Source organism: Mycobacterium sp. 663a-19, from assembly GCF_035616495.1.
Taxonomy (GTDB): Bacteria; Actinomycetota; Actinomycetes; order Mycobacteriales; family Mycobacteriaceae; genus Mycobacterium.
Map to the genome: position 1 here is coordinate 201028 of NZ_JAPJAV010000006.1, position 18750 is coordinate 219777.

An 18750-nucleotide genomic window follows, 5' to 3' on the forward strand; every position below is an offset into this window, starting at 1 on the left:
GTGGCGCCGGTGACCGACGAGCAGGTCGAGCGGGTGCGCTCGCTGGTCGCGTCCATCCCGTCGGGCAGGGTCGCCACCTACGGCGACATCGCCGCCGTCGCAGGCCTTTCCAGCCCGCGCATTGTCGGCTGGATCATGCGGACCGACTCCTCCGACCTGCCGTGGCACCGGGTGATCACCGCGTCCGGGCGCCCGGCGCGCCATCTGACCGCCCGGCAGCTGGAGCTGCTGCGCGCCGAGGGGGTTCTGGCCGTCGACGGCAGGATCGCCCTCGACGACGTCCGCTACGAGTTCCCGCGCGGGACTTAGCCCGGGGCCGCCGGAGTGCGCCGACTGTGAACACACGGCTTTCGCTGTGAAGCCACGGCTTTGAGTGTGCTCCAGCGGCGGGGATTCCGCGGAAACCCGGCCCTGGGTTCACCGCGAAAGCCGTGTGTTCACAGTCAAACCCGACCGCGGTCCGATCCACACACGCGCGACACTAGAGCACCAGCCGGACCAGCGCCGCGGTGCGGGCCAGGCCCGGGAACGCCTCGGCCGTCGACCGCGGATGCAGGGCGTGGACGGCGAGGCGAAACATCAACGCGCGCAACAACATCTGCGGCCACTCCGGCAGCGCGCTCCAGCGTTCGATGAGCCCGTCGTCGGCCTCGCCCCAGGACAGCGCGTCGACGACGACCACGCCCGCGGCCCACGACGCGGGCCGCCAGTAGGGCGTGATGTCGGTGATGCCCGGCGCGGCGGTGCCGATGAAAAGCACTGTGCCGTAAAGGTCTCCGTGCACCAGCTGGTTGGGGCTCTTGGTGGACCTGCGCAGGGTGGCGAGCTGGTTGATCAGCTCGACCGAGCGCGCGGCGTCCGCCGTCGGCGGCGCGGTGCGGGCCCCCGGCGGCACCGAGGCCAACGGCCGCTCCTCCCACGCGGCGCGGTCCGCGGCGATGAAAACGTCGACGTCGCCCCACGGCGCGGTGGGCCCCTGGGTCAGGAATCGGGGGCGTTCCAGCTTGCCGGTGGCCTCGTGCAGCCGCACCGCCGCCGAGACGACCTCATCGTGCCGCGGTTCGGGGGTGCCGGCGACGAACGTGTCGGCCCGCCAGCCCGAGACCACGTAGCGCCCGTCTGTCGAGCGGACCGGGCGGGCCAGGCGCACCCCGTCGACGAACAGCGTCTCGCGCACCCGAGCCGACCAGGCCGCGCGGGCGTGGTCGGCGACCACCGACAACACGACCTCGCCGCAGCGCCAGCCGCCCTCCCAGCCGGCACCCAGGGCGATGGGCTTGACCCCGCTCAAACCGAACGCCGTCAGCACATGTTCGGGCGGCGGCTCGAGGGTCACGCGAGCAAGCCTAATGGAGCCCACCTGCGGGATTGCGTCAGTACATCACCATGTCGGGCTGCATCTGCTGGGCCCAGGCCACGATCCCGCCCTGCAGGTGCACGGCGTCGGAGAACCCGGCCTTCTTCACCGCGGCCAGTGCCTCGGCCGAACGCACGCCCGTCTTGCAATACAGCACCGGCATGCGGTCCTGGGGCAGCTTCGCCAGGCCCTCACCGGAGTTGATCAGCGACTGCGGGATCAGCTGGGCGCCGTCGATGTGCACGATGTCCCACTCCACCGGCTCCCGGACGTCGATCAGCGCCAGCTTCTTGCCGGAGTCGAGCAACTCGCGCAACTCCCGCGGGGTGATGGTGGAGCCGGCCGCGGCGGCAACGCCATCCTCGGACACCACGCCGCAGAAATCCTCGTAATCGATCAGCTCGGTGATCTTCGGGGTCGACGGGTCCTTGCGGATCTTGATCGTGCGGTAGCTCATCTCCAGCGCGTCGTAGATCATCAGCCGGCCCAGCAGCGGCTCGCCGATCCCGGTGATCAGCTTGACCGCCTCGGTGCCCATCACGGACGCGATCGAGGCGCAGATGATGCCCAGCACGCCGCCCTCGGCGCACGACGGCACCATGCCGGGCGGCGGGGGCTCGGGGTACAGGTCGCGGTAGTTGATGCCGCGGCCGTCGGGGGCGTCCTCCCAGAACACCGAGACCTGGCCCTCGAAGCGGTAGATCGACCCCCACACGTACGGCTTGCCGGCCAGCACGGCGGCGTCGTTGACCAGGTAGCGGGTGGCGAAGTTGTCGGTACCGTCCAGGATCAGGTCGTACTGCCCGAACAGCTCGACGGCGTTGCCCGGCTCCAGCCGGAACTCGTGCAGGCGCACGTCGGTCAGCGGGTTGATCGCGGCGATCGAGTCGCGCGCCGACTGGGCCTTGGACCGCCCCACGTCGGCGACGCCGTGGATGATCTGGCGCTGCAGGTTGGACTCGTCGACAACGTCGAAGTCGACGATGCCGATGGTGCCGACCCCGGCCGCCGCCAGATACAGCAACGCGGGCGCGCCGAGCCCGCCCGCGCCGATCACCAGCACGCGCGCGTTCTTGAGCCGCTTCTGCCCGTCGACGCCCAGATCGGGAATGATCAGATGACGGCTGTAGCGGGCCACCTCGTCGCGGCTCAGCTGGCCGGCGGGCTCGACGAGCGGCGGCAAGGACGTCTGGGATGACGACTGGGATGTCGACACCGAACATCTCCTCGGTTGGCTTCGCGATCAACTTCCATCACAGCAGTTGACCTGATCAACGGCAAACAACCGGGGATGCTTCCCGACGCGCTGTCTCAGGCACGGAGTCAGGCGATCGGATACGGCCAGGGGTTGAACCGGCAGACCTTGCCGTCGGCCTTGACGAAATCGGGGTCGAACTTCGCGGCGTCGTCGTTGGACGTGGAGAACGTCTGCTGCATCATCACCGGCGCCAGGCCCCCCTGCTTGTCGCACGGCTCGTGCTTCACGTACCCGATGGCGTGGCCGACCTCGTGGTTGACCACGTACTGCCGGTAGGAGCCGACATCGCCCTCGAACGGGACGGCCCCGCGCACCCAGCGCGCCTCGTTGATGAAGACCCGCGCCTGCCGGTCGGGCCCGTACACCGGGTTGTAGCACGAGGTCTCCAGACGAAATTCGTAGCCGCAGCCCTCGCGCACCGTCACCGGGGACACCAGCGAGATCCGGAAGTCGGGCTTGGCCCCGCCAGTTCCGTCGATCCGGACGAACGCGAACTGCGGGTTGTGCGTCCAGCCCTTGGGATTGGCCAGCGTCAGGTCGACCATCTGGGCGAACGCGGCGTCGCCGCCGAAAGTCGTGGGGTCGATGCCGTTCTCGACCTCGACGGTGTATTTGAACACCTTCGCGGTGCCCCGGCCCACCTGCGGCATCGCTCCCGGCACGACGTGCCAGGTCTTGTCGCCCGCCTCGCTGAAGGGACCGCCGTCCGGCAGCGTCCCCGCGGGCAGGTCGGCGTCGAACGTGGCCAGCCCGCGGGGCGGAGCGTCGATGATCGTGGTGCCCACCGCGCCGATGTCCTGCGGGCTCTGAATGGGTTGTGTCGCCGTCGGCTTCGGCGCGGCCGTGCCGGTGACGGTCTGGTAGATGACCACCGCGGTGAGCGCCACCAGAACGGGCAGCGCGTAGGCCCGCCAGCCGTACGTGGACACGAACCGGCCCAGCCACGTCTGCTTGCGCCATCGGCGCGGCCGGTCGCGATCCGCCCGGGCCCGCACGGCGCCCCGGCCGACCGGATCCCGCAGCGCGCGCAGTGGTTCTCGCCACTCGTCGCGCAGCACCGGAACCTGACCGGTGCCGTGGCCGGGCGGCTGGGACGTCACTGCCCCAGGATCGCACAGCTGACACCGGGGACGTCCCTGGCGCGCCCGAATGCGCCGCCCGGCACCGCTTCTGCGAACACCGACTGCGCCGATGACGGCCGCGGGGACGGCGCGGGTAGTAATGTCTGTGCGACGGGCCGCCAGTTGCCAACAATCAGATGAGGACTCGATGAGCGAACTCGCCAAAGCGGCGCCACGACGCGCCGTCAAACCGGCCGACCCCCGGCCGGCCGATGGCATGGCGGCGTCGAACCGTCGGGGCAACCGGCTGCCCCGCGACGAGCGGCGCGGCCAATTGCTCGTCGTGGCCAGCGACGTCTTCGTCGACCACGGCTACCACGCGGCCGGCATGGACGAGATCGCCGAACGCGCGGGAGTCAGCAAACCCGTTCTGTACCAACACTTTTCCAGCAAGCTGGAACTGTATCTGGCGGTGCTTCATCGGCACGTCGACAACCTGGTGTCGGGCGTGCAGCAGGCGCTGAGCACCACCACCGACAACCGGCGGCGCCTGCATTCGGCGGTCCAGGCGTTCTTCGACTTCATCGAGCACGACAGCCAGGGCTACCGGCTGATTTTCGAGAACGACTACGTCACCGAGCCCGAGGTCGCCGCGCAGGTGCGGGCGGCCACCGAATCGTGCATCGACGCCGTGTTCGCCTTGATCAGCGAGGACTCGGGACTCGATCCGCACCGCGCCCGGATGATCGCGGTGGGGCTGGTCGGGATCAGCGTCGACTGCGCGCGGTACTGGCTGGACTCCGACCGTCCGATTTCCAAGTCGGACGCCGTCGAGGGCACCGTCCAATTCGCTTGGGGCGGGCTGTCACACGTGCCGCTTACTCGCTCTTAGCGGCCTTCCGGGCGGCCGCCTCCGCCCCGATCCCGAAACCGACCCGGCGGGCGTCGGCCGCGCCGATCTCGACGTAGGCGATCTTGTCGGTCTGCACCAGGAAGCGGCGGCCCTTGTCGTCGCTCAGGCTGAGCAGGCCCGCACCCTCGCGCAGCGCGGCACTGACGAGATCCTCGACTTCACCGGGCGTCTGCGCGCTGGAGAAGATCAGCTCGCGCGGACTGTCCGTGATACCGATTTTGACCTCCACAGTGGCCCCTTCCCTTGGCAGTGCAGTCGCAGTGCAGTCGCAGACGTGTCAGCAGCAGGCTAGTGGACGCGCCGGGCGCGCGGGACGCCCCGGGCCGCGGCCGGGGTTCGCGGTAAGCGAAAAGGCGGTCGCGGGGAGATAACGATTGGCTACCAGCTGGTGCCACAACCGGGTTCGACGCCGGATCCGTGTTTTCACATGGCTAACTTCGGCACCATGGGTACCACACTGCCCCCTCTCGACAAGGTGCGGGTCTATCCCGGCGACTACATCGACTACATCGACGCGGACACCGACGACGACACCGAGGAGATCTACCCAGCCGGGCCCCACGCCGACGGCGACTACAGCTGGACCGGCTGGCCGGCCGAGTTTCGCCTGCGCCCGCTCACGGCGATCCTCGGCGCCGCGGTGGCCCTCGGCGCGATCACCACGGCCGTCGTCATCAACAGCGGCGACAGCGCGTCGACCAAGGCCACCGTGGGTGCACCGGTTCCGCACACCGTGACGTCCGCGCCGCGGACCACCAACCCGCCCAGCACGTCACCCAGCGCGTCTGCGACCGCACTCCCCCCGGAGACGGTCACCACCGTGACGACGCCCAGCGCGGCGCCGACGCGAACGCCCGGCGCGACGCAACCGCCCACCGTCGCGCCGACGCAGCCACCCACCGCCGCCGCACCGCCGCCGGTCGCGCTGAACCCGCGCACCGTCGTCTACACCGTGACCGGGACCAAGCAGCTGTTCGACCTGGTGAACGTCGTCTACACCGACGCCCAGGGCTACCCGCAGACCGAGTTCAACGTGTCGTTGCCGTGGTCGAAGGTGATCGTGCTCAATCCCGGCGTGCAGACCGAGTCGGTGATCGCGACCAGCATCTACGGCCGGCTCAATTGCGGGATCGTCAACGCGGCGGGTGAAACGGTGAAGGCGTCGACCAACAACACCAGCGTCGCGACCTGCACCCGCTGAGCTCAGCTCAGGCCGAGTTCGCGCATCCGCCGGTCGTGGGTCTGCTGCAGCCGGTCGAAGAACGCGCCGAGCTGGCCCAGGCCACCCGTCCCGGACAGCACGAGGTCGACCAGCTCGTCGTGGTCGGCCAGCAGGTATTGGGCCTGGGTGATCGCCTCGCCGAACAGGCGGCGCGCCCACAGCGCCAGCCGGCTGCGCTGTTTGCCGCTCGTGGTCACCGCCGCGCGCACCTCGGCGACCACGAACTGGGAGTGCCCGGTCTCGGCCAGGGCCGCCCGCACCACGTCGGCGACCTCGTCGGGCAGCCCGTCGGCGATCTCCAGGTACAGGTCGGCGGCCAGGGCGTCGCCGACATACGTCTTCACCAGGGCTTCCAGCCAGGTGCTCGGCATGGTCAGCCGGTGGTAATTCTCCAAGATCGACACGTACCTGGTCATCGCCGAGACGACGTCGACGCCGCGGCGTTCCAGGGCGTCGCGCAGCAGCTCGTAGTGCTGCATCTCGGCGGCGGCCATGCTGGCCATGGAGATCCGTCCCCGCAGGTCGGGGGCCATCTTCGCCTCGTCGGTAAGCCGGTAGAACGCGGCGATCTCGCCGTAGGCGAGCACTGCGAAGAGTTCGTTGACGCCGGGATGGTTGGCGGTCAGTCGTGGGGAGGGTGAATCGTCCACCCGGTCGGCGGAGGAGGCCGAAGTCATGGGCAACACTCTAGTCGGCTGACATGGGGGAAGCCGGGCGCCGGCTGTTGGCCAGCTATCATGGACCGAGGTGGTGGCCGTATCGCCGCCACCGGCGAAATGTGCGTGCACAGCCGGCCCGCCCAAATCGGGCAGGGGCCTGCGACTCGGCGACTTGGAGTCGGAATTCGTGCGCGCGTGACCGCGACAGAAAAACCGACACCAACCAAGACGTCACCGAAAGGCACATCACCCACATATGACCGCGCTGACAAGCAAAACTGAACCGACCCCCCAAGCCTCCTTCGCCGAACTCGACGTGCGCGACGAGATCGTGCGGGCCCTCGCCGAAGAGGGCATCGAGCGTCCGTTCGCCATCCAGGAGTTGACCCTGCCGCTGGCCCTCGCCGGCGACGACGTGATCGGCCAGGCCCGCACCGGCATGGGCAAGACCTTCGCCTTCGGCGTGCCGCTGCTGCAGCGCATCACGACCGACACCGGCGCGAGGCCGCTCACCGGCACCCCGCGGGCCCTGGTCGTGGTGCCGACCCGCGAGCTGTGCCTGCAGGTCACCGGGGACCTGGCCACCGCCGCCAAATACCTGACCGCCGAGGACGGCCGCCGGTTGTCGGTGGTGTCCATCTACGGAGGCCGCGCCTACGAGCCGCAGATCGACGCGCTGCGCACCGGCGCCGACGTCGTGGTCGGCACCCCGGGCCGGCTGCTCGACCTGTGCCAGCAGGGTCACCTGCAGCTCGGCGGGCTGTCGGTGCTGGTGCTCGACGAGGCCGACGAGATGCTGGACCTGGGCTTTCTGCCCGACATCGAGCGGATCCTGCGCCAGATTCCCGCCGACCGGCAGTCGATGCTGTTCTCGGCGACCATGCCTGACCCGATCATCACGCTGGCCCGCACGTTCATGGTGCAGCCGACCCACATCCGGGCCGAGGCACCGCACTCCGCCGCGACCCACGACACCACCGAGCAGTTCGTCTACCGCGCCCACGCGCTGGACAAGGTTGAGATGGTCAGCCGCATCCTGCAGGCCGAGGGCCGGGGCGCGACGATGATCTTCACCCGCACCAAGCGCACCGCGCAGAAGGTGGCCGACGAATTGGCCGAGCGCGGATTCAAGGTCGGCGCCGTGCACGGCGATCTCGGGCAGATCGCCCGGGAGAAGGCCCTCAAGGCGTTCCGCAACGGTGACGTCGACGTGCTGGTCGCCACCGACGTCGCCGCGCGCGGCATCGACATCGACGACATCACCCACGTCATCAACTATCAGACCCCCGAGGACGAACAGGCCTACGTGCACCGGATCGGACGTACCGGTCGCGCCGGCAAGACCGGCATCGCGGTCACCCTCGTCGACTGGGACGAGCTGCCCCGCTGGGCGATGATCGACAAGGCGCTGGGCTTGGGCAACCCGGAGCCGGCCGAGACCTACTCCAACTCCCCGCACCTGTACGCCGAGCTCGGCATCCCGGCCGGGGCGGCCGGCACCGTCGGTTCGGCCCGCAAGTCTCCGGTCAAGCGCCGCGAGGGCCAGGGCTCGAGCCGGAACTCGAGCCAGGGTAACGGCCAGAAGCCCGCGCGCAGCCGCTCCGGCGAGCGGCGGCGGCGCACCCGCGGCGGGCAGCCCATCTCCGGGCACCCCGCCGGGGCTCCCGCGGGTGGCAACGGCGAGGCCGCCGCGGAAACCCCGTCCGGCGCGAATAGCGGCGCGACCAACCGGCGCCGCCGGCGCCGCCGCAAGCCCGCGGACACCACCGCGGCCTCCGCGCTGGCCAACTGAGCCGCGCCGCGGCATGGTCAGACCCGAGCGCCGGACTAGGGGCGACATTGCCGCCGCCGCGGCGATCGCGGTCGTCGTCGTCGCCGCCGCCGCGCTGATCTGGTGGACCAGCGACGCCCGCGCGACCGTCAGCCACCCCGCCGCCGTCGGCGCGCCCAACCCGACGCCGGCCCGCGAGGTGCCGGCGTCCCTGAAACAGCTGTGGACGGCCCCGAGCGCGGCCACCACCGCGCCCATGGTGGTCGGCGGGACGGTGGCCACCGGCGACAAGCGCCGGGTCGACGGGCGCGACCCGGGCACCGGGCAGTCGCACTGGAGTTACGCCCGCGACACCGACCTGTGCGGGCTGTCCTGGCTATACCGCTACGCCGTCGCGGTCTTCCGCGACGACCGCGGCTGCGGCCAGGTCAGCACCCTGGACGGGTCCACCGGCCGCCGGGGACCCGCCCGCAGCGGCTACGCCGATCCGCACGTGCGCCTGTCCTCCGACGGGATGACCGTGCTGTCGGTGGGTGATACCCGGCTGGAGCTGTGGCGCTCGGACATGGTCCGGATGCTGGCCTACGGCGAGACCGACGCCCGGGTGAAGCCGTCGGCGCGGGGCCTGCACTCCGGATGCCGGCTGATCTCGGCGGCGGCCAGCTCGTCGGCGGTCTCGGTGTTGGAGAGCTGCGCCAACCAGGCGGATCTGCGGCTGGTACTGCTGCGTCCGGCCAAGGAGGAGGACGAACCCCAGCAACACGTCGTGTCCGAGCCCGGGATCGCGGCGGACTCGGGCGCCCGCGTGATCGCCGTCCGGGAGACCACGACGGCGGTGTACCTGCCGGCGAGCTCCGGCTCGCAGCCCCGGGTCGACGTGCTCGACGAGACGGGCACCACCGTGTCGAGCACCCTGCTGCCCAGGGCGCCGTCGAGCTCGGCGGTCGCCTCGCAGGCGGGCAGCCTGGTGACGTGGTGGACCGGCGATTCCGTCATGGCCTTCGACGCGACCACCCTGACCCCGCGCTACACGATCGCCGCCGGCCAGGCGACGCCGCTGGGACCCGGCGCGATGATGGCCGGCAAGCTGCTGGTGCCCGTCACCGGCGGCATCGGGGTGTACGACCCGGTCAACGGCGCGAACGAGCGCTACATACCGGTCAACCGAAGCCCGGCGCCGCCCGGAACGCCCGTCGTCCCAGCCGTTTCCGGCTCCCGGGTGTTCGAGCAGCGGGGCGACACCGTGGTGGCCCTGGGCTGACCGCCCGACCTCACACCTCGACGGCGAACGTGGGCAGCGGCTTGCCGGACTTCCAGTGCTTGATCAACGCGTGCGCCAGCTCGGTGTAGGCCGTCGCGCCCTTGTTCTTGCGCCCGGCGATCACCGACGAGCCGGAGGCGCTGGCCTCCGCGAAGCGGACGGTGCGCGGGATCGGCGGGGCCAGCACCGGCAGGTCGTAGCGGTCGGCGACGTCGACCAGCACGTCGCGGGTGTGCGTGGTGCGCGAGTCGTACAGCGTCGGCAACGCGCCCAGCAGCCGCAGGTTCGGGTTGGTGATCTGCTGGACGTCGGCGACGGTGCGCAGGAATTGGCCGACGCCGCGGTGCGCCAGCGTCTCGCATTGCAACGGCACGATCACCTCGTCGGCGGCCGTCAGCCCGTTGAGGGTGAGCACGCCCAGCGACGGCGGGCAGTCGACGATCACCACGTCGAACTCGTCGCCGAGCTTGGCCAGCGCGCGCTTGAGCGCGTATTCGCGGCCGGCCCGCATCAGCAGCATCGCCTCCGCGCCGGCCAGGTCAATGTTGGCCGGCAGCAGCGTCATTCCCTCCATCGTGGTGACCAGCGCGGCGTTGGGCTCGACCTCGCCGAGCAGCAACTCGTGCACCGACACCGGCAGCTTGTCGGGATCGTGGCCGAGCGAGAACGTCAGACAACCCTGCGGATCCAGGTCGACAAGCAGCACCCGCCGACCGCTTTCCACCATCGCCGCGCCCAACGAGGCCACCGTCGTGGTCTTGGCCACCCCGCCCTTCTGGTTGGCCACTGCCAACACCCGGGTCTTGCTCACCAGCGCCCGCCCCTTCTCATCGCCGCCGCGGTCACAGAGCCATCCTGGCATGTTCGGCCGCCGAACGCTTCGGCCTACGGGCACCAGATGTCGTCCGATGTCGTCCGGCAGAATCGGCGGCATGGGCTTGCACAACCACCGTCTGGTGCTGCTGCGCCACGGCGAGACCGAGTGGTCGAAATCCGGGCAGCACACCAGCCGCACCGATCTCGAACTCACCGACACCGGCCGCGTCCAGGCCGAGCTCGCCGGTCGGGTGCTGCGTGAGCTGAAACTCGCCGACCCGCTGGTGATCAGCAGCCCCCGCATACGCGCCCTGACGACGGCCAAGCTGGCCGGGCTCACCGTCGACGAGGTGACCGAGCTGATCGCGGAATGGGATTACGGCTCCTACGAGGGGTTGACGACCCCACAGATCCGGGAATCGGTCCCCGACTGGCTGGTCTGGACGCACGGCTGCCCCGGCGGCGAGAGCGTGGCCCAGGTCAGCGGCCGCGCCGATCGGGCCGTCGCACTGGCGTTGGAGCACATGAGCTCGCGCGACGTGGTGTTCGTGGGGCACAGCCACTTCTCCCGTTCGGTCATCACCCGCTGGGTGGAGCTGCCGCTCGTCGAGGGCAGCCGCTTCTGGATGCTCGCCGGCTCGATCGCCGTGTGCGGTTTCGAGCACGACGTGCGACAGCTCGCGGCGCTCGGGCTGACCAACCAACCGCAAGCGATCACGCCCGGATGAGCGCCATCGAACCGCCGTTCGCGCTGTGCGGGCCGCGCGGCACCCTGATCGCCGACGGGGTGCGGGCGCGGTACCGCGACGTGCAGGCGGCGCGGGCCGCGCTGCGATCGGGTTCGGCCCCAATCGTGTTGGGCGCCTTGCCTTTCGATGTTGCTAAGCCCGCCGCCCTGCTGGCGCCGCGCACCGTGCTGCGCCCCGACGGGCTGCCCGACTGGCCGGCGGGGCCGCTGCCGGCGGTGCGCGTCGCCGCCGCCGTCCCGCCGCCCGGCGACTACCGCGCCCGGATCGGCCGTGCGCGAGACCGGCTCGCCGCCCCGGGCGGCCCGCTGCGCAAGGTGGTGCTGGCCCGCGCGCTGCGGCTGGCCGCCGACGCCACGGTGGACGCGCGCGTCGTGCTGCGCCGGCTGGTCGCCGCCGACCCGGCCGCCTACGGCTATCTCGTCGACCTGACCGCCGCCGGCGACGGCTACGCGGGCGCCGCGCTGGTGGGCGCCAGCCCCGAACTCCTGGTCGCCCGCTCCGGCGACCGGGTCGAATGCCGGCCGTTCGCCGGTTCGGCGCCCCGCTCCGCTGACGCGGACATCGACGCCGCCAACGGCGCCGCCCTGGCGGAATCGGCCAAGAACCGCCACGAGCACCAGCTGGTCATCGACACCATGCGGGCCGCGCTGGAGCCCCTGTGCCACGACCTGACGATCGCCGCCGAGCCCCAACTTAGTCGCACCGCGGCGGTCTGGCACCTGTGCACGCCGATCAGCGGAACCTTGCGCGACAAATCAACTACCGCAATCGATTTGGCGTTGGCGCTGCATCCGACACCGGCGGTCGGAGGGGTGCCGACCAAGGCCGCGTGCGAGCTCATCGCCGAATTGGAGGGCGACCGCGGTTTCTACGCCGGGGCGGTCGGCTGGTGCGACGCCAGCGGCGACGGCGTCTGGGTGGTGACCATCCGCTGCGCACAGCTGTCGGCGGACCGCCGCAGCGCCCTCGCGCACGCCGGCGGCGGCATCGTCGCCGAATCGGACCCCGACGACGAAGTCGACGAGACGACAACGAAATTCGCCACGATATTGAACGCGCTGGGAGTGCAGCAATGAGCGTCAATATCCGCCGCGCCGCACCCGAAGACAGCGCCGATATTGCCGACATGATCCACGCGCTGGCCGAATTCGAACGCGCCCCCGAGCAATGCACCGTCACCGAAACAACAATTTCCGCAGCGCTTTTCGGCGATTCGCCGACGGTGCACGGGCATGTCGCCGAAGTCGGCGGCCAGGTCGCCGCGATGGCGCTGTGGTTCCTCAGCTTCTCCACCTGGGACGGGGTCGCGGGAATCTACCTCGAAGACCTGTTCGTGCGCCCGCGTTTTCGCCGCCGCGGCCTGGCCCGGGCGCTGTTGGCGGCGCTGGCCCGCGAGTGCCTCGACAACGGCTACACGCGGTTGTCGTGGGCGGTGCTGAACTGGAACGCCGACGCCATCGCGCTGTACGACGAGATCGGCGCCCGGCCGCTGCGCGAGTGGACCACCTATCGGCTCTCCGGCCCGCCGCTGGCCGAGCTGGCCGGGCCGCGCTGATCGCCCCCGGCGGCCCAGCGCACGGCCGCGGGGGTGAAGAGCAGGACCAAGGCGGCCAGCGCCACGACGCCGACGGGAATCCCGAACGCCGGCTGATGCGAGCCGACCGCGACATACCAGGCCACCGGCAGCAACAGCAGCTGGGTGAACACGGCCACGCCGCGGCCCCAGCGCTTGCCGAGCACCAGCGCGCGCCCGGCAGCCAACACCACGCCACCGGCCAGGACGAACCAGGCCGAGGTGCCCAGGCCGTTGACCACCCGCTGATCGGCCCCGGCGATCACGCGCACCACCAGCACCGCGGCCACCGCCAACGCGGCGACGCCCTGCACCGCGACGATCCACCCCGAGACGCGCACGGTGGTCGGGGCGGGCGGCTGCACAGCGCCAGCGTAGTCACGCCGGCCGGCTCTTCGGTTGCGCGTGCGCGGTTCCCGCACAGCGCGGCCTTAACCGGCCCGCATAAGCTCGTGCGTCATGCGCGCCGTGCTGATCGTGAACCCAACAGCCACTTCCACCACCCCGGCCGGTCGCGACCTGCTGGCGCACGCACTGAAGAGCCGCCTCGAACTCACCGTCGAGCACACCAGCCACCGCGGTCACGGCGCCGAAATCGCCCAGGCGGCCGCCGCGGACGGAATCGACCTGGTCGTCGTGCACGGCGGCGACGGCACCGTCAGCAACGTGGTCAACGGCCTGCTCGGCAGCCCCGGCTCGGCCCGCACCGAGCACGTGCCGGCGGTCGCCGTGGTGCCCGGCGGCTCGGCGAACGTGCTGGCCCGGTCGCTGGGCATCGCCAAGGACCCGGTCGCCGCCACCAACCAGCTCATCCAGCTGATCGACGACTACCGCCGGCACCAGGCCTGGCGCCGCATCGGGCTGATCGACTGCGGCGAGCGGTGGGCGCTGATCAACGCCGGAATGGGCGTCGACGCGGAGGTCGTGGCCGCGGTCGAGGCGCAGCGCGACAAGGGCGTCAACGTCAACGCGCTGCGCTATTGGCGGGTGGCGATTCCCGTCACGCTCGCCTTCCGCCGCCGCGAACCGGTGCTCACGCTGGAGCTGCCCGACCGCGAGCCGGTCCCGGCCGTGCACTTCGTCTGGGTGTCCAACACCAGCCCGTGGACCTACAGCAACAACCGGCCCCTGGTGACCAACCCGAACTGCACCTTCGAGTCGGGCCTCGGGGTCTTCGCGCTCGACGGCATGAAGGTGCTGCCCACGTTGAACGTGCTGCGCCAGATCCTGTCGAAGGGCCCCAAGCCCAACACCAAACAGGTCGTCCGGGACGACGACGCCGCCTGGGTGCGCGTGACCTCGACCGACGGCCCGATCCCCAGCCAGTTCGACGGCGACTACCTCGGCCTGCGCGAAACCATGACGTTCCGGTCGGTCCCCGGCCTTCTCCCGGTCGCCGCCCCGCCCGCCAAAAACACGCCCAACCTGCGATAACACGCCATTGCGGGGTGTTGGCGGCCAATCAGCGTAGTACAAAGGAATAAGGGCTTGGGCAGGACATCGCCAACGTGAGATAGCCCACGAGCTAACTCACGCTATTGACATCTGTTGAGCCTGTGAAACGATCGAAAGGTTGCATGCAGAAAACTTTGTAGGGGTACGGATACCTTTTCTTGTGCACGCTTAACAGCCGAAGAAAAATGCCCGTGCACCTTGCTGCGCACTCAGTAAGGAGTAACAACGTATGGATTGGCGCCACAAGGCGGTCTGTCGCGACGAGGACCCGGAGCTGTTCTTCCCGGTAGGGAACAGCGGCCCGGCGCTTGCGCAGATCGCTGACGCGAAACTGGTCTGCAATCGGTGCTCGGTGACCACGGAGTGTCTCGCCTGGGCCCTGAACACCGGCCAGGACTCGGGCGTCTGGGGTGGGATGAGCGAAGACGAGCGGCGCGCGCTGAAGCGTCGCAACGCCCGGACCAAGGCCCGTAGCGGAGTCTGACCGAAGTTTCTGCACACAGTGCGGCCCCGACCATCGTCGGGGCCGCACTGTTGTGTGGGTGTTAGAGCAGCAACCGGGCCCGGCGACCGATCGGCACCCGCAGCACGACATCGGTGCCGCGCTCGGAGGCCTCGCTCATGCCCAGCGTGCCGTCCAGCTCCGCCGACACCAGCGTCCGCACGATCTGCAGGCCCAGGCTGTCGGAGGACTCCAGGTTGAATCCCTCCGGCAGTCCCCGGCCGTCGTCGTGCACCACGACGTCGAGCCAGCGCGCGGAGCGCTCGGCGCGGATCGTCACCGACCCCTCGGCGTCGGCGTCGAACGCGTGCTCGATCGCGTTCTGCACGAGCTCGGTGATCACCATGATCAGCGCCGTCGCGCGGTCGGAGTCCAGCACGCCCAGGTCGCCGACCCGGTTGATCCGGATCGGCCGGTCCACGGACGCGACGTCGTTCATGATCGGCAGGATCCGGTCGATGACCTCGTCGAGGTTCACCTGCTCGTCCACCGACATCGACAGCGCGTCGTGGACCAACGCGATCGACGAAACCCGGCGCACCGATTCGATCAGGGCCTCGCGGCCCTCGGCGTTGGCCGTGCGGCGGGCCTGCAGGCGCAGCAGCGCCGCCACCGTCTGCAGGTTGTTCTTCACCCGGTGATGGATCTCCCGGATCGTGGCGTCCTTGGAGATCAGGGCCCGGTCGCGGCGCTTGACCTCGGTGACGTCGCGGATCAGCACCGCGGCGCCGGCGCTCGCGCCGTGCACCACCAGCGGCAGCGTGCGCAGCAGCACCGTCGCGCCCCCGGCGTCGACCTCCATCCGCATGCTCTTCCCGCCGGCCAGCAGGTCCTGGACGTGCTCGGCCATCTCCTGCGCCTCGAACGAGTCGGAGATCAGCGGCCGGGTGATCTCGATGAGGTTGTGGCCCTCCAGCTCCGTCGTGAGGCCCATCCGGTGGTAGGCCGACAGCGCGTTGGGGCTGCCGTAGGCGACCACGCCGTTGACGTCGAGGCGGATGAAGCCATCGCCCGCCCTGGGCGTGGAGCGCGACATGGCCACGTCCCCCACGTCGGGAAAGGTGCCCTCGGCGAGCATGTGGACGAGGTCCTCGGCGCATTCCCGGTAGGCCGTCTCCAGCTGGCCCGACGCGCGGTCGGCGGCACCCGCGGTTTGATGCTGGGTCAGCACCGCGACCACCTGCAGGCCATACCGCACCGGGGAGGCGGCGACGTGGGGCCCGGGCAGTTGCCACGAATGTGGTTGGCCCGCAGCGCTTTCCCGCCCGATGGCGCCGGTGGCGAAGGTTTCGGCGACGAGCGGCAGCCGGTCGCCGGGGACGACGCTGCCCACCGCGTCGGTCTGCAGCACCGTCGGCGCGGTGTTCGGCCGGCACTGCGCCACGCACACCAGCATGCCGTCGTCGCGGCGGACCCACATCAGGTAATCGGCGAACGACAGGTCGGCCAGCAGCTGCCACTCCCCGACCACCGCGTGCAGGTGGTCCACCGCGTTGCCCGGCAGCATCGTGTGCTCGGCAAGCAGGTCACCGAGAGTGGACATCGATTACTCCCGAGTCGTTCCCCGGGGCTAGCTGATCACGGCGATGAGGTCGCCCGCCTGGATGACGTCGCCGACGGAGACGCTCACCTTGCTGACCGTGCCGTCGACCTCGGCCAGGACGGGGATCTCCATCTTCATCGATTCCAGCAGCACCACGGTGTCGCCCTTGCCGATCTGGTCACCCTCGCTCACCACGACTTCGAGCACGCTGGCCACGATCTCGGCGCGAACATCCTCGGCCATCTTCACCCCACTCGTTTCGGCCCCTGCGCATGCTGGCTGGTCTTCGTATATCGAACCACAAGACCGGCCGGGACCGCGGCGCACGGCCGTTGACACAGCGTGCCGCGTCGCGTGAGAGACTGGCCATTCCAGCAGGGATCCATTGACGGAGGTTCGAGGACATGGCCAAGCGTGGCCGCAAGAAGCGCGACCGCAAGTACAGCAAAGCCAACCACGGCAAACGGCCCAACTCGTAGCCGCTCGACGCCTTGGGCGCTACTCCATGCCCCGGATGATGGTGGTGCGGCGGATCTCCAGCCGCAGGCGCTCCTTCAGGCCCTCGGGGGCCTTCTCGCCCCGGCATTTGGTCGCGATCAGCGCCTTGATCCGCTCCTCGAGCCCGTAATGCTTGAAGCATCCGGGGCATGCCTCCAGATGCTGGCGCAGCCTCTCCTTGGCCTCCGGCGTGCATTCGCCGTCGAGCAGGGTCCACACCTCGGCGATCACTTCGGCGCAGCCCATGCTGCCGTGGGAATCGCTGTCGTCTGCGCGCGGGCCGGCGGGGCCGGGGAACTCGCTCACGACGACACCTCCTCGTGCGCCTGTTGACCGCGGTTGAACCCTCGCTCCTTGGCCACGTCGGCCAATAGACCACGAAGCTGACGCCTGCCGCGGTGCAGCCGAGACATTACCGTCCCGATCGGCGTGTCCATGATCTCTGCGATCTCTTTGTATGGGAAGCCCTCGACGTCGGCGTAGTAGACCGCCATCCGGAACTCCTCCGGCAACGCCTGCAGCGCCTCCTTGATCTCGGTGTCCGGGAGCGCCTCGAGCGCCTCGACCTCGGCCGAGCGCAACCCGGTGGAGGAGTGTTCGGCGTTGGACGCCAACTGCCAGTCGGTGATCGCCTCGGTCGGATACTCCGCGGGCTGGCGCTGCTTTTTGCGGTAGCTGTTGATGTAGGTGTTGGTCAGGATCCGGTACAGCCACGCCTTGAGGTTGGTGCCCGCCCGGAAGGAGCGAAACCCCGCGTAGGCCTTCACCATGGTCTCCTGCAGCAGGTCCTCGGCGTCGGCGGGATTGCGGGTCATGCGCAGGGCACCGCCGTAGAGCTGGTCGATCAGCGGGATCGCGTCGCGTTCGAAACGCGCGGTCAGCTCCTCGTCGGTCTCTTGCGCCCCAGCCGCGGGACTCTCCGGCCCTGTCGCGCCCTCCCGGCCATCCTCTCGGCCATCCTCGAAGTCGGCCATCAACACGGTCCCTTCTGCTGCGGTGTCGCCGGGCAGCGTCGAAAGCGCCATCGGACTCGCGAGAAAGCGAATCAACTGCTCAGCGCCTATTGGGCATAGGCTCGTCGCCGTTGACACCAGACTGCTCCTCCAATCTAAAGGCTGCCTCCGACACTGTCTGCCCGGGTCCGCCCGGTCCGCAAAGGGTGTATCGGTAAACCGACTGGTTTAACAGCGCCGGCCGACCAGCTATTTCCCGGTCTTTGCGGGCCGAGTCCGGCCGGCTGCGGCGGGACGTTAGTGTGACGCCATGTCTCTCAACGGCAAGACCATGTTCATCTCCGGCGCGAGTCGCGGTATCGGCCTCGCGATCGCCAAGCGCGCCGCGCAGGACGGCGCCAACATCGCCCTGATCGCCAAGACCGCCGAACCGCACCCGAAGCTGCCGGGCACGGTGTTCACCGCGGCCAAGGAGCTCGAGGAGGCGGGCGGGCAGGCGCTGCCGATCGTCGGAGACGTCCGCGATCCCGAATCGGTGGAGTCCGCGGTGGCCAAGACCGTCGAGCAGTTCGGCGGCATCGACATCTGCGTGAACAACGCGTCGGCGATCAACCTGGGGTCCGTCACCGAGGTGCCGATGAAGCGGTTCGACCTGATGAACGGGATCCAGGTGCGCGGCACGTATGCGGTGTCGCAGGCGTGCATTGCGCATCTGAAGGGCCGGGAGAACCCGCACATCCTGACGCTGTCGCCGCCGGTGCTGCTGGGCAAGGAATGGCTGAAGCCGACGGCGTACATGATGGCCAAGTTCGGAATGACGCTGTGCGCGTTGGGGATAGCCGAGGAGATGCGCGAGGCCGGTATCGCGTCCAACACGCTGTGGCCGCGCACGCTGGTGGCCACCGCCGCGGTGCAGAACCTGCTCGGCGGTGAGGAGGCCATGGGCCGCGCCCGCAGGCCGGAGGTGTACTCCGACGCCGCCTACGTCATCCTCAACAAGCCCGCCCGCGAGTTCACCGGCAACACGCTGCTGTGCGAGGACGTGCTGGTCGATTCCGGCGTCACCGACCTGTCGGTGTACAACTGCGTGCCCGGCGCGCAGCTCGGTGTCGACTTCTGGGTGGATGGCGTCAACCCGCCGGGATACACCGGGCCCTGA

At 69.9% G+C, this 18750-nt stretch carries 23 protein-coding genes; 12 read left to right on the forward strand and 11 right to left on the reverse strand.

Features of this window, described 5'->3' with window-relative positions; translation table 11 throughout:
- The gene (locus OQ968_RS13035; RefSeq protein ID WP_324678378.1) at positions 1 to 309 is read left to right on the forward strand and encodes an MGMT family protein; all 309 of its coding nucleotides are present in this window, start codon (positions 1 to 3) and stop codon (positions 307 to 309) included.
- 172 nt (positions 310 to 481) lie between these two features.
- On the opposite strand, the gene OQ968_RS13040 is transcribed toward OQ968_RS13035, so the two are convergent.
- The 3 genes from OQ968_RS13040 to OQ968_RS13050 all read right to left on the reverse strand — a co-directional run bounded on the left by OQ968_RS13040 (position 482) and on the right by OQ968_RS13050 (position 3715).
- Entirely contained in the window at positions 482 to 1336 is an 855-nt protein-coding gene (locus tag OQ968_RS13040; RefSeq protein ID WP_324678380.1) for a TIGR02569 family protein, read from the reverse strand.
- Between the two features lie 37 nt (positions 1337 to 1373).
- A complete protein-coding gene (moeZ, locus tag OQ968_RS13045) occupies positions 1374 to 2573 on the reverse strand; it encodes an adenylyltransferase/sulfurtransferase MoeZ (protein ID WP_324678382.1) in 1200 nt (399 codons plus the stop codon).
- 107 nt (positions 2574 to 2680) lie between these two features.
- The gene (locus tag OQ968_RS13050; RefSeq protein ID WP_324678384.1) at positions 2681 to 3715 is read right to left on the reverse strand and encodes a DUF3152 domain-containing protein; all 1035 of its coding nucleotides are present in this window, start codon (positions 3713 to 3715) and stop codon (positions 2681 to 2683) included.
- 169 nt (positions 3716 to 3884) lie between these two features.
- Between OQ968_RS13050 and OQ968_RS13055 the strand changes: the two genes are divergently transcribed.
- Positions 3885 to 4568: a TetR/AcrR family transcriptional regulator gene (locus tag OQ968_RS13055; protein WP_324678386.1), complete on the forward strand. Its 684-nt coding sequence runs from the start codon at positions 3885 to 3887 to the stop codon at positions 4566 to 4568.
- Here OQ968_RS13055 and OQ968_RS13060 read toward each other — a convergent pair.
- The gene (locus OQ968_RS13060; protein WP_324678388.1) at positions 4555 to 4818 is read right to left on the reverse strand and encodes a DUF3107 domain-containing protein; all 264 of its coding nucleotides are present in this window, start codon (positions 4816 to 4818) and stop codon (positions 4555 to 4557) included. The two genes, OQ968_RS13055 and OQ968_RS13060, sit on opposite strands and share 14 nt — an antisense overlap.
- 216 nt (positions 4819 to 5034) lie before the next feature.
- Here OQ968_RS13060 and OQ968_RS13065 point away from each other — a divergent pair, with 216 nt between their 5' ends.
- Complete coding sequence (locus tag OQ968_RS13065; RefSeq protein ID WP_324678390.1) at positions 5035 to 5790, forward strand: MmpS family transport accessory protein; 756 nt, start codon at positions 5035 to 5037, stop codon at positions 5788 to 5790.
- A 2-nt stretch (positions 5791 to 5792) separates the two neighbouring features.
- On the opposite strand, the gene OQ968_RS13070 is transcribed toward OQ968_RS13065, so the two are convergent.
- The gene (locus tag OQ968_RS13070; RefSeq protein ID WP_324678392.1) at positions 5793 to 6488 is read right to left on the reverse strand and encodes a ferritin-like fold-containing protein; all 696 of its coding nucleotides are present in this window, start codon (positions 6486 to 6488) and stop codon (positions 5793 to 5795) included.
- 238 nt (positions 6489 to 6726) lie between these two features.
- Between OQ968_RS13070 and OQ968_RS13075 the strand changes: the two genes are divergently transcribed.
- Both OQ968_RS13075 and OQ968_RS13080 read left to right on the forward strand, forming a co-directional pair.
- On the forward strand, positions 6727 to 8262 hold the full coding sequence (locus OQ968_RS13075; protein WP_324678394.1) for a DEAD/DEAH box helicase: 1536 nt from the start codon (positions 6727 to 6729) through the stop codon (positions 8260 to 8262).
- Between the two features lie 13 nt (positions 8263 to 8275).
- Complete coding sequence (locus OQ968_RS13080) at positions 8276 to 9502, forward strand: hypothetical protein (RefSeq protein ID WP_324678395.1); 1227 nt, start codon at positions 8276 to 8278, stop codon at positions 9500 to 9502.
- Positions 9503 to 9512: 10 nt separating this feature from the next.
- Here OQ968_RS13080 and OQ968_RS13085 read toward each other — a convergent pair whose 3' ends face one another.
- A complete protein-coding gene (locus OQ968_RS13085) occupies positions 9513 to 10313 on the reverse strand; it encodes an AAA family ATPase (RefSeq protein WP_324678637.1) in 801 nt (266 codons plus the stop codon).
- Between the two features lie 121 nt (positions 10314 to 10434).
- Between OQ968_RS13085 and OQ968_RS13090 the strand changes: the two genes are divergently transcribed.
- From OQ968_RS13090 to OQ968_RS13100, 3 genes are read left to right on the forward strand one after another with little or no spacing between them, the layout of a single operon-like run.
- Positions 10435 to 11046: an acid phosphatase gene (locus OQ968_RS13090; RefSeq protein ID WP_324678639.1), complete on the forward strand. Its 612-nt coding sequence runs from the start codon at positions 10435 to 10437 to the stop codon at positions 11044 to 11046.
- Positions 11043 to 12143, forward strand: coding sequence for an isochorismate synthase (locus OQ968_RS13095; protein ID WP_324678397.1), 1101 nt, complete (start codon positions 11043 to 11045; stop codon positions 12141 to 12143). The genes OQ968_RS13090 and OQ968_RS13095 overlap by 4 nt, the downstream gene beginning before the upstream one ends.
- Positions 12140 to 12622 carry a GNAT family N-acetyltransferase gene (locus OQ968_RS13100; protein WP_324678399.1) on the forward strand — a complete coding sequence of 161 codons (483 nt, stop codon included), beginning with the start codon at positions 12140 to 12142 and terminating at the stop codon, positions 12620 to 12622. The genes OQ968_RS13095 and OQ968_RS13100 overlap by 4 nt, the downstream gene beginning before the upstream one ends.
- Here the strand turns inward: OQ968_RS13100 and OQ968_RS13105 are convergent.
- On the reverse strand, positions 12574 to 13005 hold the full coding sequence (locus OQ968_RS13105) for a hypothetical protein (RefSeq protein ID WP_324678401.1): 432 nt from the start codon (positions 13003 to 13005) through the stop codon (positions 12574 to 12576). The two genes, OQ968_RS13100 and OQ968_RS13105, sit on opposite strands and share 49 nt — an antisense overlap.
- Positions 13006 to 13099: 94 nt before the next feature.
- Between OQ968_RS13105 and OQ968_RS13110 the strand changes: the two genes are divergently transcribed.
- On the forward strand, positions 13100 to 14074 hold the full coding sequence (locus OQ968_RS13110; RefSeq protein ID WP_324678403.1) for a diacylglycerol/lipid kinase family protein: 975 nt from the start codon (positions 13100 to 13102) through the stop codon (positions 14072 to 14074).
- Between the two features lie 250 nt (positions 14075 to 14324).
- Positions 14325 to 14579 carry a transcriptional regulator WhiB1 gene (gene whiB1, locus OQ968_RS13115; RefSeq protein ID WP_068070345.1) on the forward strand — a complete coding sequence of 85 codons (255 nt, stop codon included), beginning with the start codon at positions 14325 to 14327 and terminating at the stop codon, positions 14577 to 14579.
- A gap of 61 nt (positions 14580 to 14640) precedes the next feature.
- Here whiB1 and OQ968_RS13120 read toward each other — a convergent pair whose 3' ends face one another.
- The gene (locus OQ968_RS13120) at positions 14641 to 16140 is read right to left on the reverse strand and encodes a sensor histidine kinase (protein ID WP_324678406.1); all 1500 of its coding nucleotides are present in this window, start codon (positions 16138 to 16140) and stop codon (positions 14641 to 14643) included.
- Positions 16141 to 16167: 27 nt separating this feature from the next.
- Positions 16168 to 16383 (reverse strand): biotin/lipoyl-binding carrier protein, encoded by a 216-nt coding sequence (locus tag OQ968_RS13125; protein ID WP_067159260.1) that lies wholly within the window; start codon positions 16381 to 16383, stop codon positions 16168 to 16170.
- 161 nt (positions 16384 to 16544) lie between these two features.
- Here OQ968_RS13125 and OQ968_RS24900 point away from each other — a divergent pair, with 161 nt between their 5' ends.
- Positions 16545 to 16619 carry a 50S ribosomal protein bL37 gene (locus OQ968_RS24900; protein WP_003416889.1) on the forward strand — a complete coding sequence of 25 codons (75 nt, stop codon included), beginning with the start codon at positions 16545 to 16547 and terminating at the stop codon, positions 16617 to 16619.
- A 19-nt stretch (positions 16620 to 16638) separates the two neighbouring features.
- On the opposite strand, the gene rsrA is transcribed toward OQ968_RS24900, so the two are convergent.
- On the reverse strand, positions 16639 to 16944 hold the full coding sequence (gene rsrA, locus OQ968_RS13130) for a mycothiol system anti-sigma-R factor (protein WP_420715903.1): 306 nt from the start codon (positions 16942 to 16944) through the stop codon (positions 16639 to 16641).
- On the reverse strand, positions 16941 to 17732 hold the full coding sequence (locus OQ968_RS13135) for a sigma-70 family RNA polymerase sigma factor (RefSeq protein WP_324678643.1): 792 nt from the start codon (positions 17730 to 17732) through the stop codon (positions 16941 to 16943). The genes rsrA and OQ968_RS13135 overlap by 4 nt, the downstream gene beginning before the upstream one ends.
- A 169-nt stretch (positions 17733 to 17901) precedes the next feature.
- Between OQ968_RS13135 and OQ968_RS13140 the strand changes: the two genes are divergently transcribed.
- Entirely contained in the window at positions 17902 to 18750 is an 849-nt protein-coding gene (locus tag OQ968_RS13140) for an NAD(P)-dependent oxidoreductase (RefSeq protein WP_324678409.1), read from the forward strand.

What these genes read in the sequence shown, in the direction of transcription:
- OQ968_RS13055 (WP_324678386.1), top strand. Translation starts at nt 3,885, where the DNA reads ATGAGCGAACTCGCCAAAGCGGCGCCACGACGCGCCGTCAAACCGGCC.
- OQ968_RS13065 (WP_324678390.1), top strand. Translation starts at nt 5,035, where the DNA reads ATGGGTACCACACTGCCCCCTCTCGACAAGGTGCGGGTCTATCCCGGC.
- OQ968_RS13070 (WP_324678392.1), bottom strand. Translation starts at nt 6,488, where the DNA reads ATGACTTCGGCCTCCTCCGCCGACCGGGTGGACGATTCACCCTCCCCA.
- OQ968_RS13075 (WP_324678394.1), top strand. Translation starts at nt 6,727, where the DNA reads ATGACCGCGCTGACAAGCAAAACTGAACCGACCCCCCAAGCCTCCTTC.
- OQ968_RS13080 (WP_324678395.1), top strand. Translation starts at nt 8,276, where the DNA reads ATGGTCAGACCCGAGCGCCGGACTAGGGGCGACATTGCCGCCGCCGCG.
- OQ968_RS13090 (WP_324678639.1), top strand. Translation starts at nt 10,435, where the DNA reads ATGGGCTTGCACAACCACCGTCTGGTGCTGCTGCGCCACGGCGAGACC.
- OQ968_RS13095 (WP_324678397.1), top strand. Translation starts at nt 11,043, where the DNA reads ATGAGCGCCATCGAACCGCCGTTCGCGCTGTGCGGGCCGCGCGGCACC.
- OQ968_RS13100 (WP_324678399.1), top strand. Translation starts at nt 12,140, where the DNA reads ATGAGCGTCAATATCCGCCGCGCCGCACCCGAAGACAGCGCCGATATT.
- OQ968_RS13110 (WP_324678403.1), top strand. Translation starts at nt 13,100, where the DNA reads ATGCGCGCCGTGCTGATCGTGAACCCAACAGCCACTTCCACCACCCCG.
- whiB1 (WP_068070345.1), top strand. Translation starts at nt 14,325, where the DNA reads ATGGATTGGCGCCACAAGGCGGTCTGTCGCGACGAGGACCCGGAGCTG.
- OQ968_RS13120 (WP_324678406.1), bottom strand. Translation starts at nt 16,140, where the DNA reads ATGTCCACTCTCGGTGACCTGCTTGCCGAGCACACGATGCTGCCGGGC.
- OQ968_RS13125 (WP_067159260.1), bottom strand. Translation starts at nt 16,383, where the DNA reads ATGGCCGAGGATGTTCGCGCCGAGATCGTGGCCAGCGTGCTCGAAGTC.
- OQ968_RS13140 (WP_324678409.1), top strand. Translation starts at nt 17,902, where the DNA reads ATGTCTCTCAACGGCAAGACCATGTTCATCTCCGGCGCGAGTCGCGGT.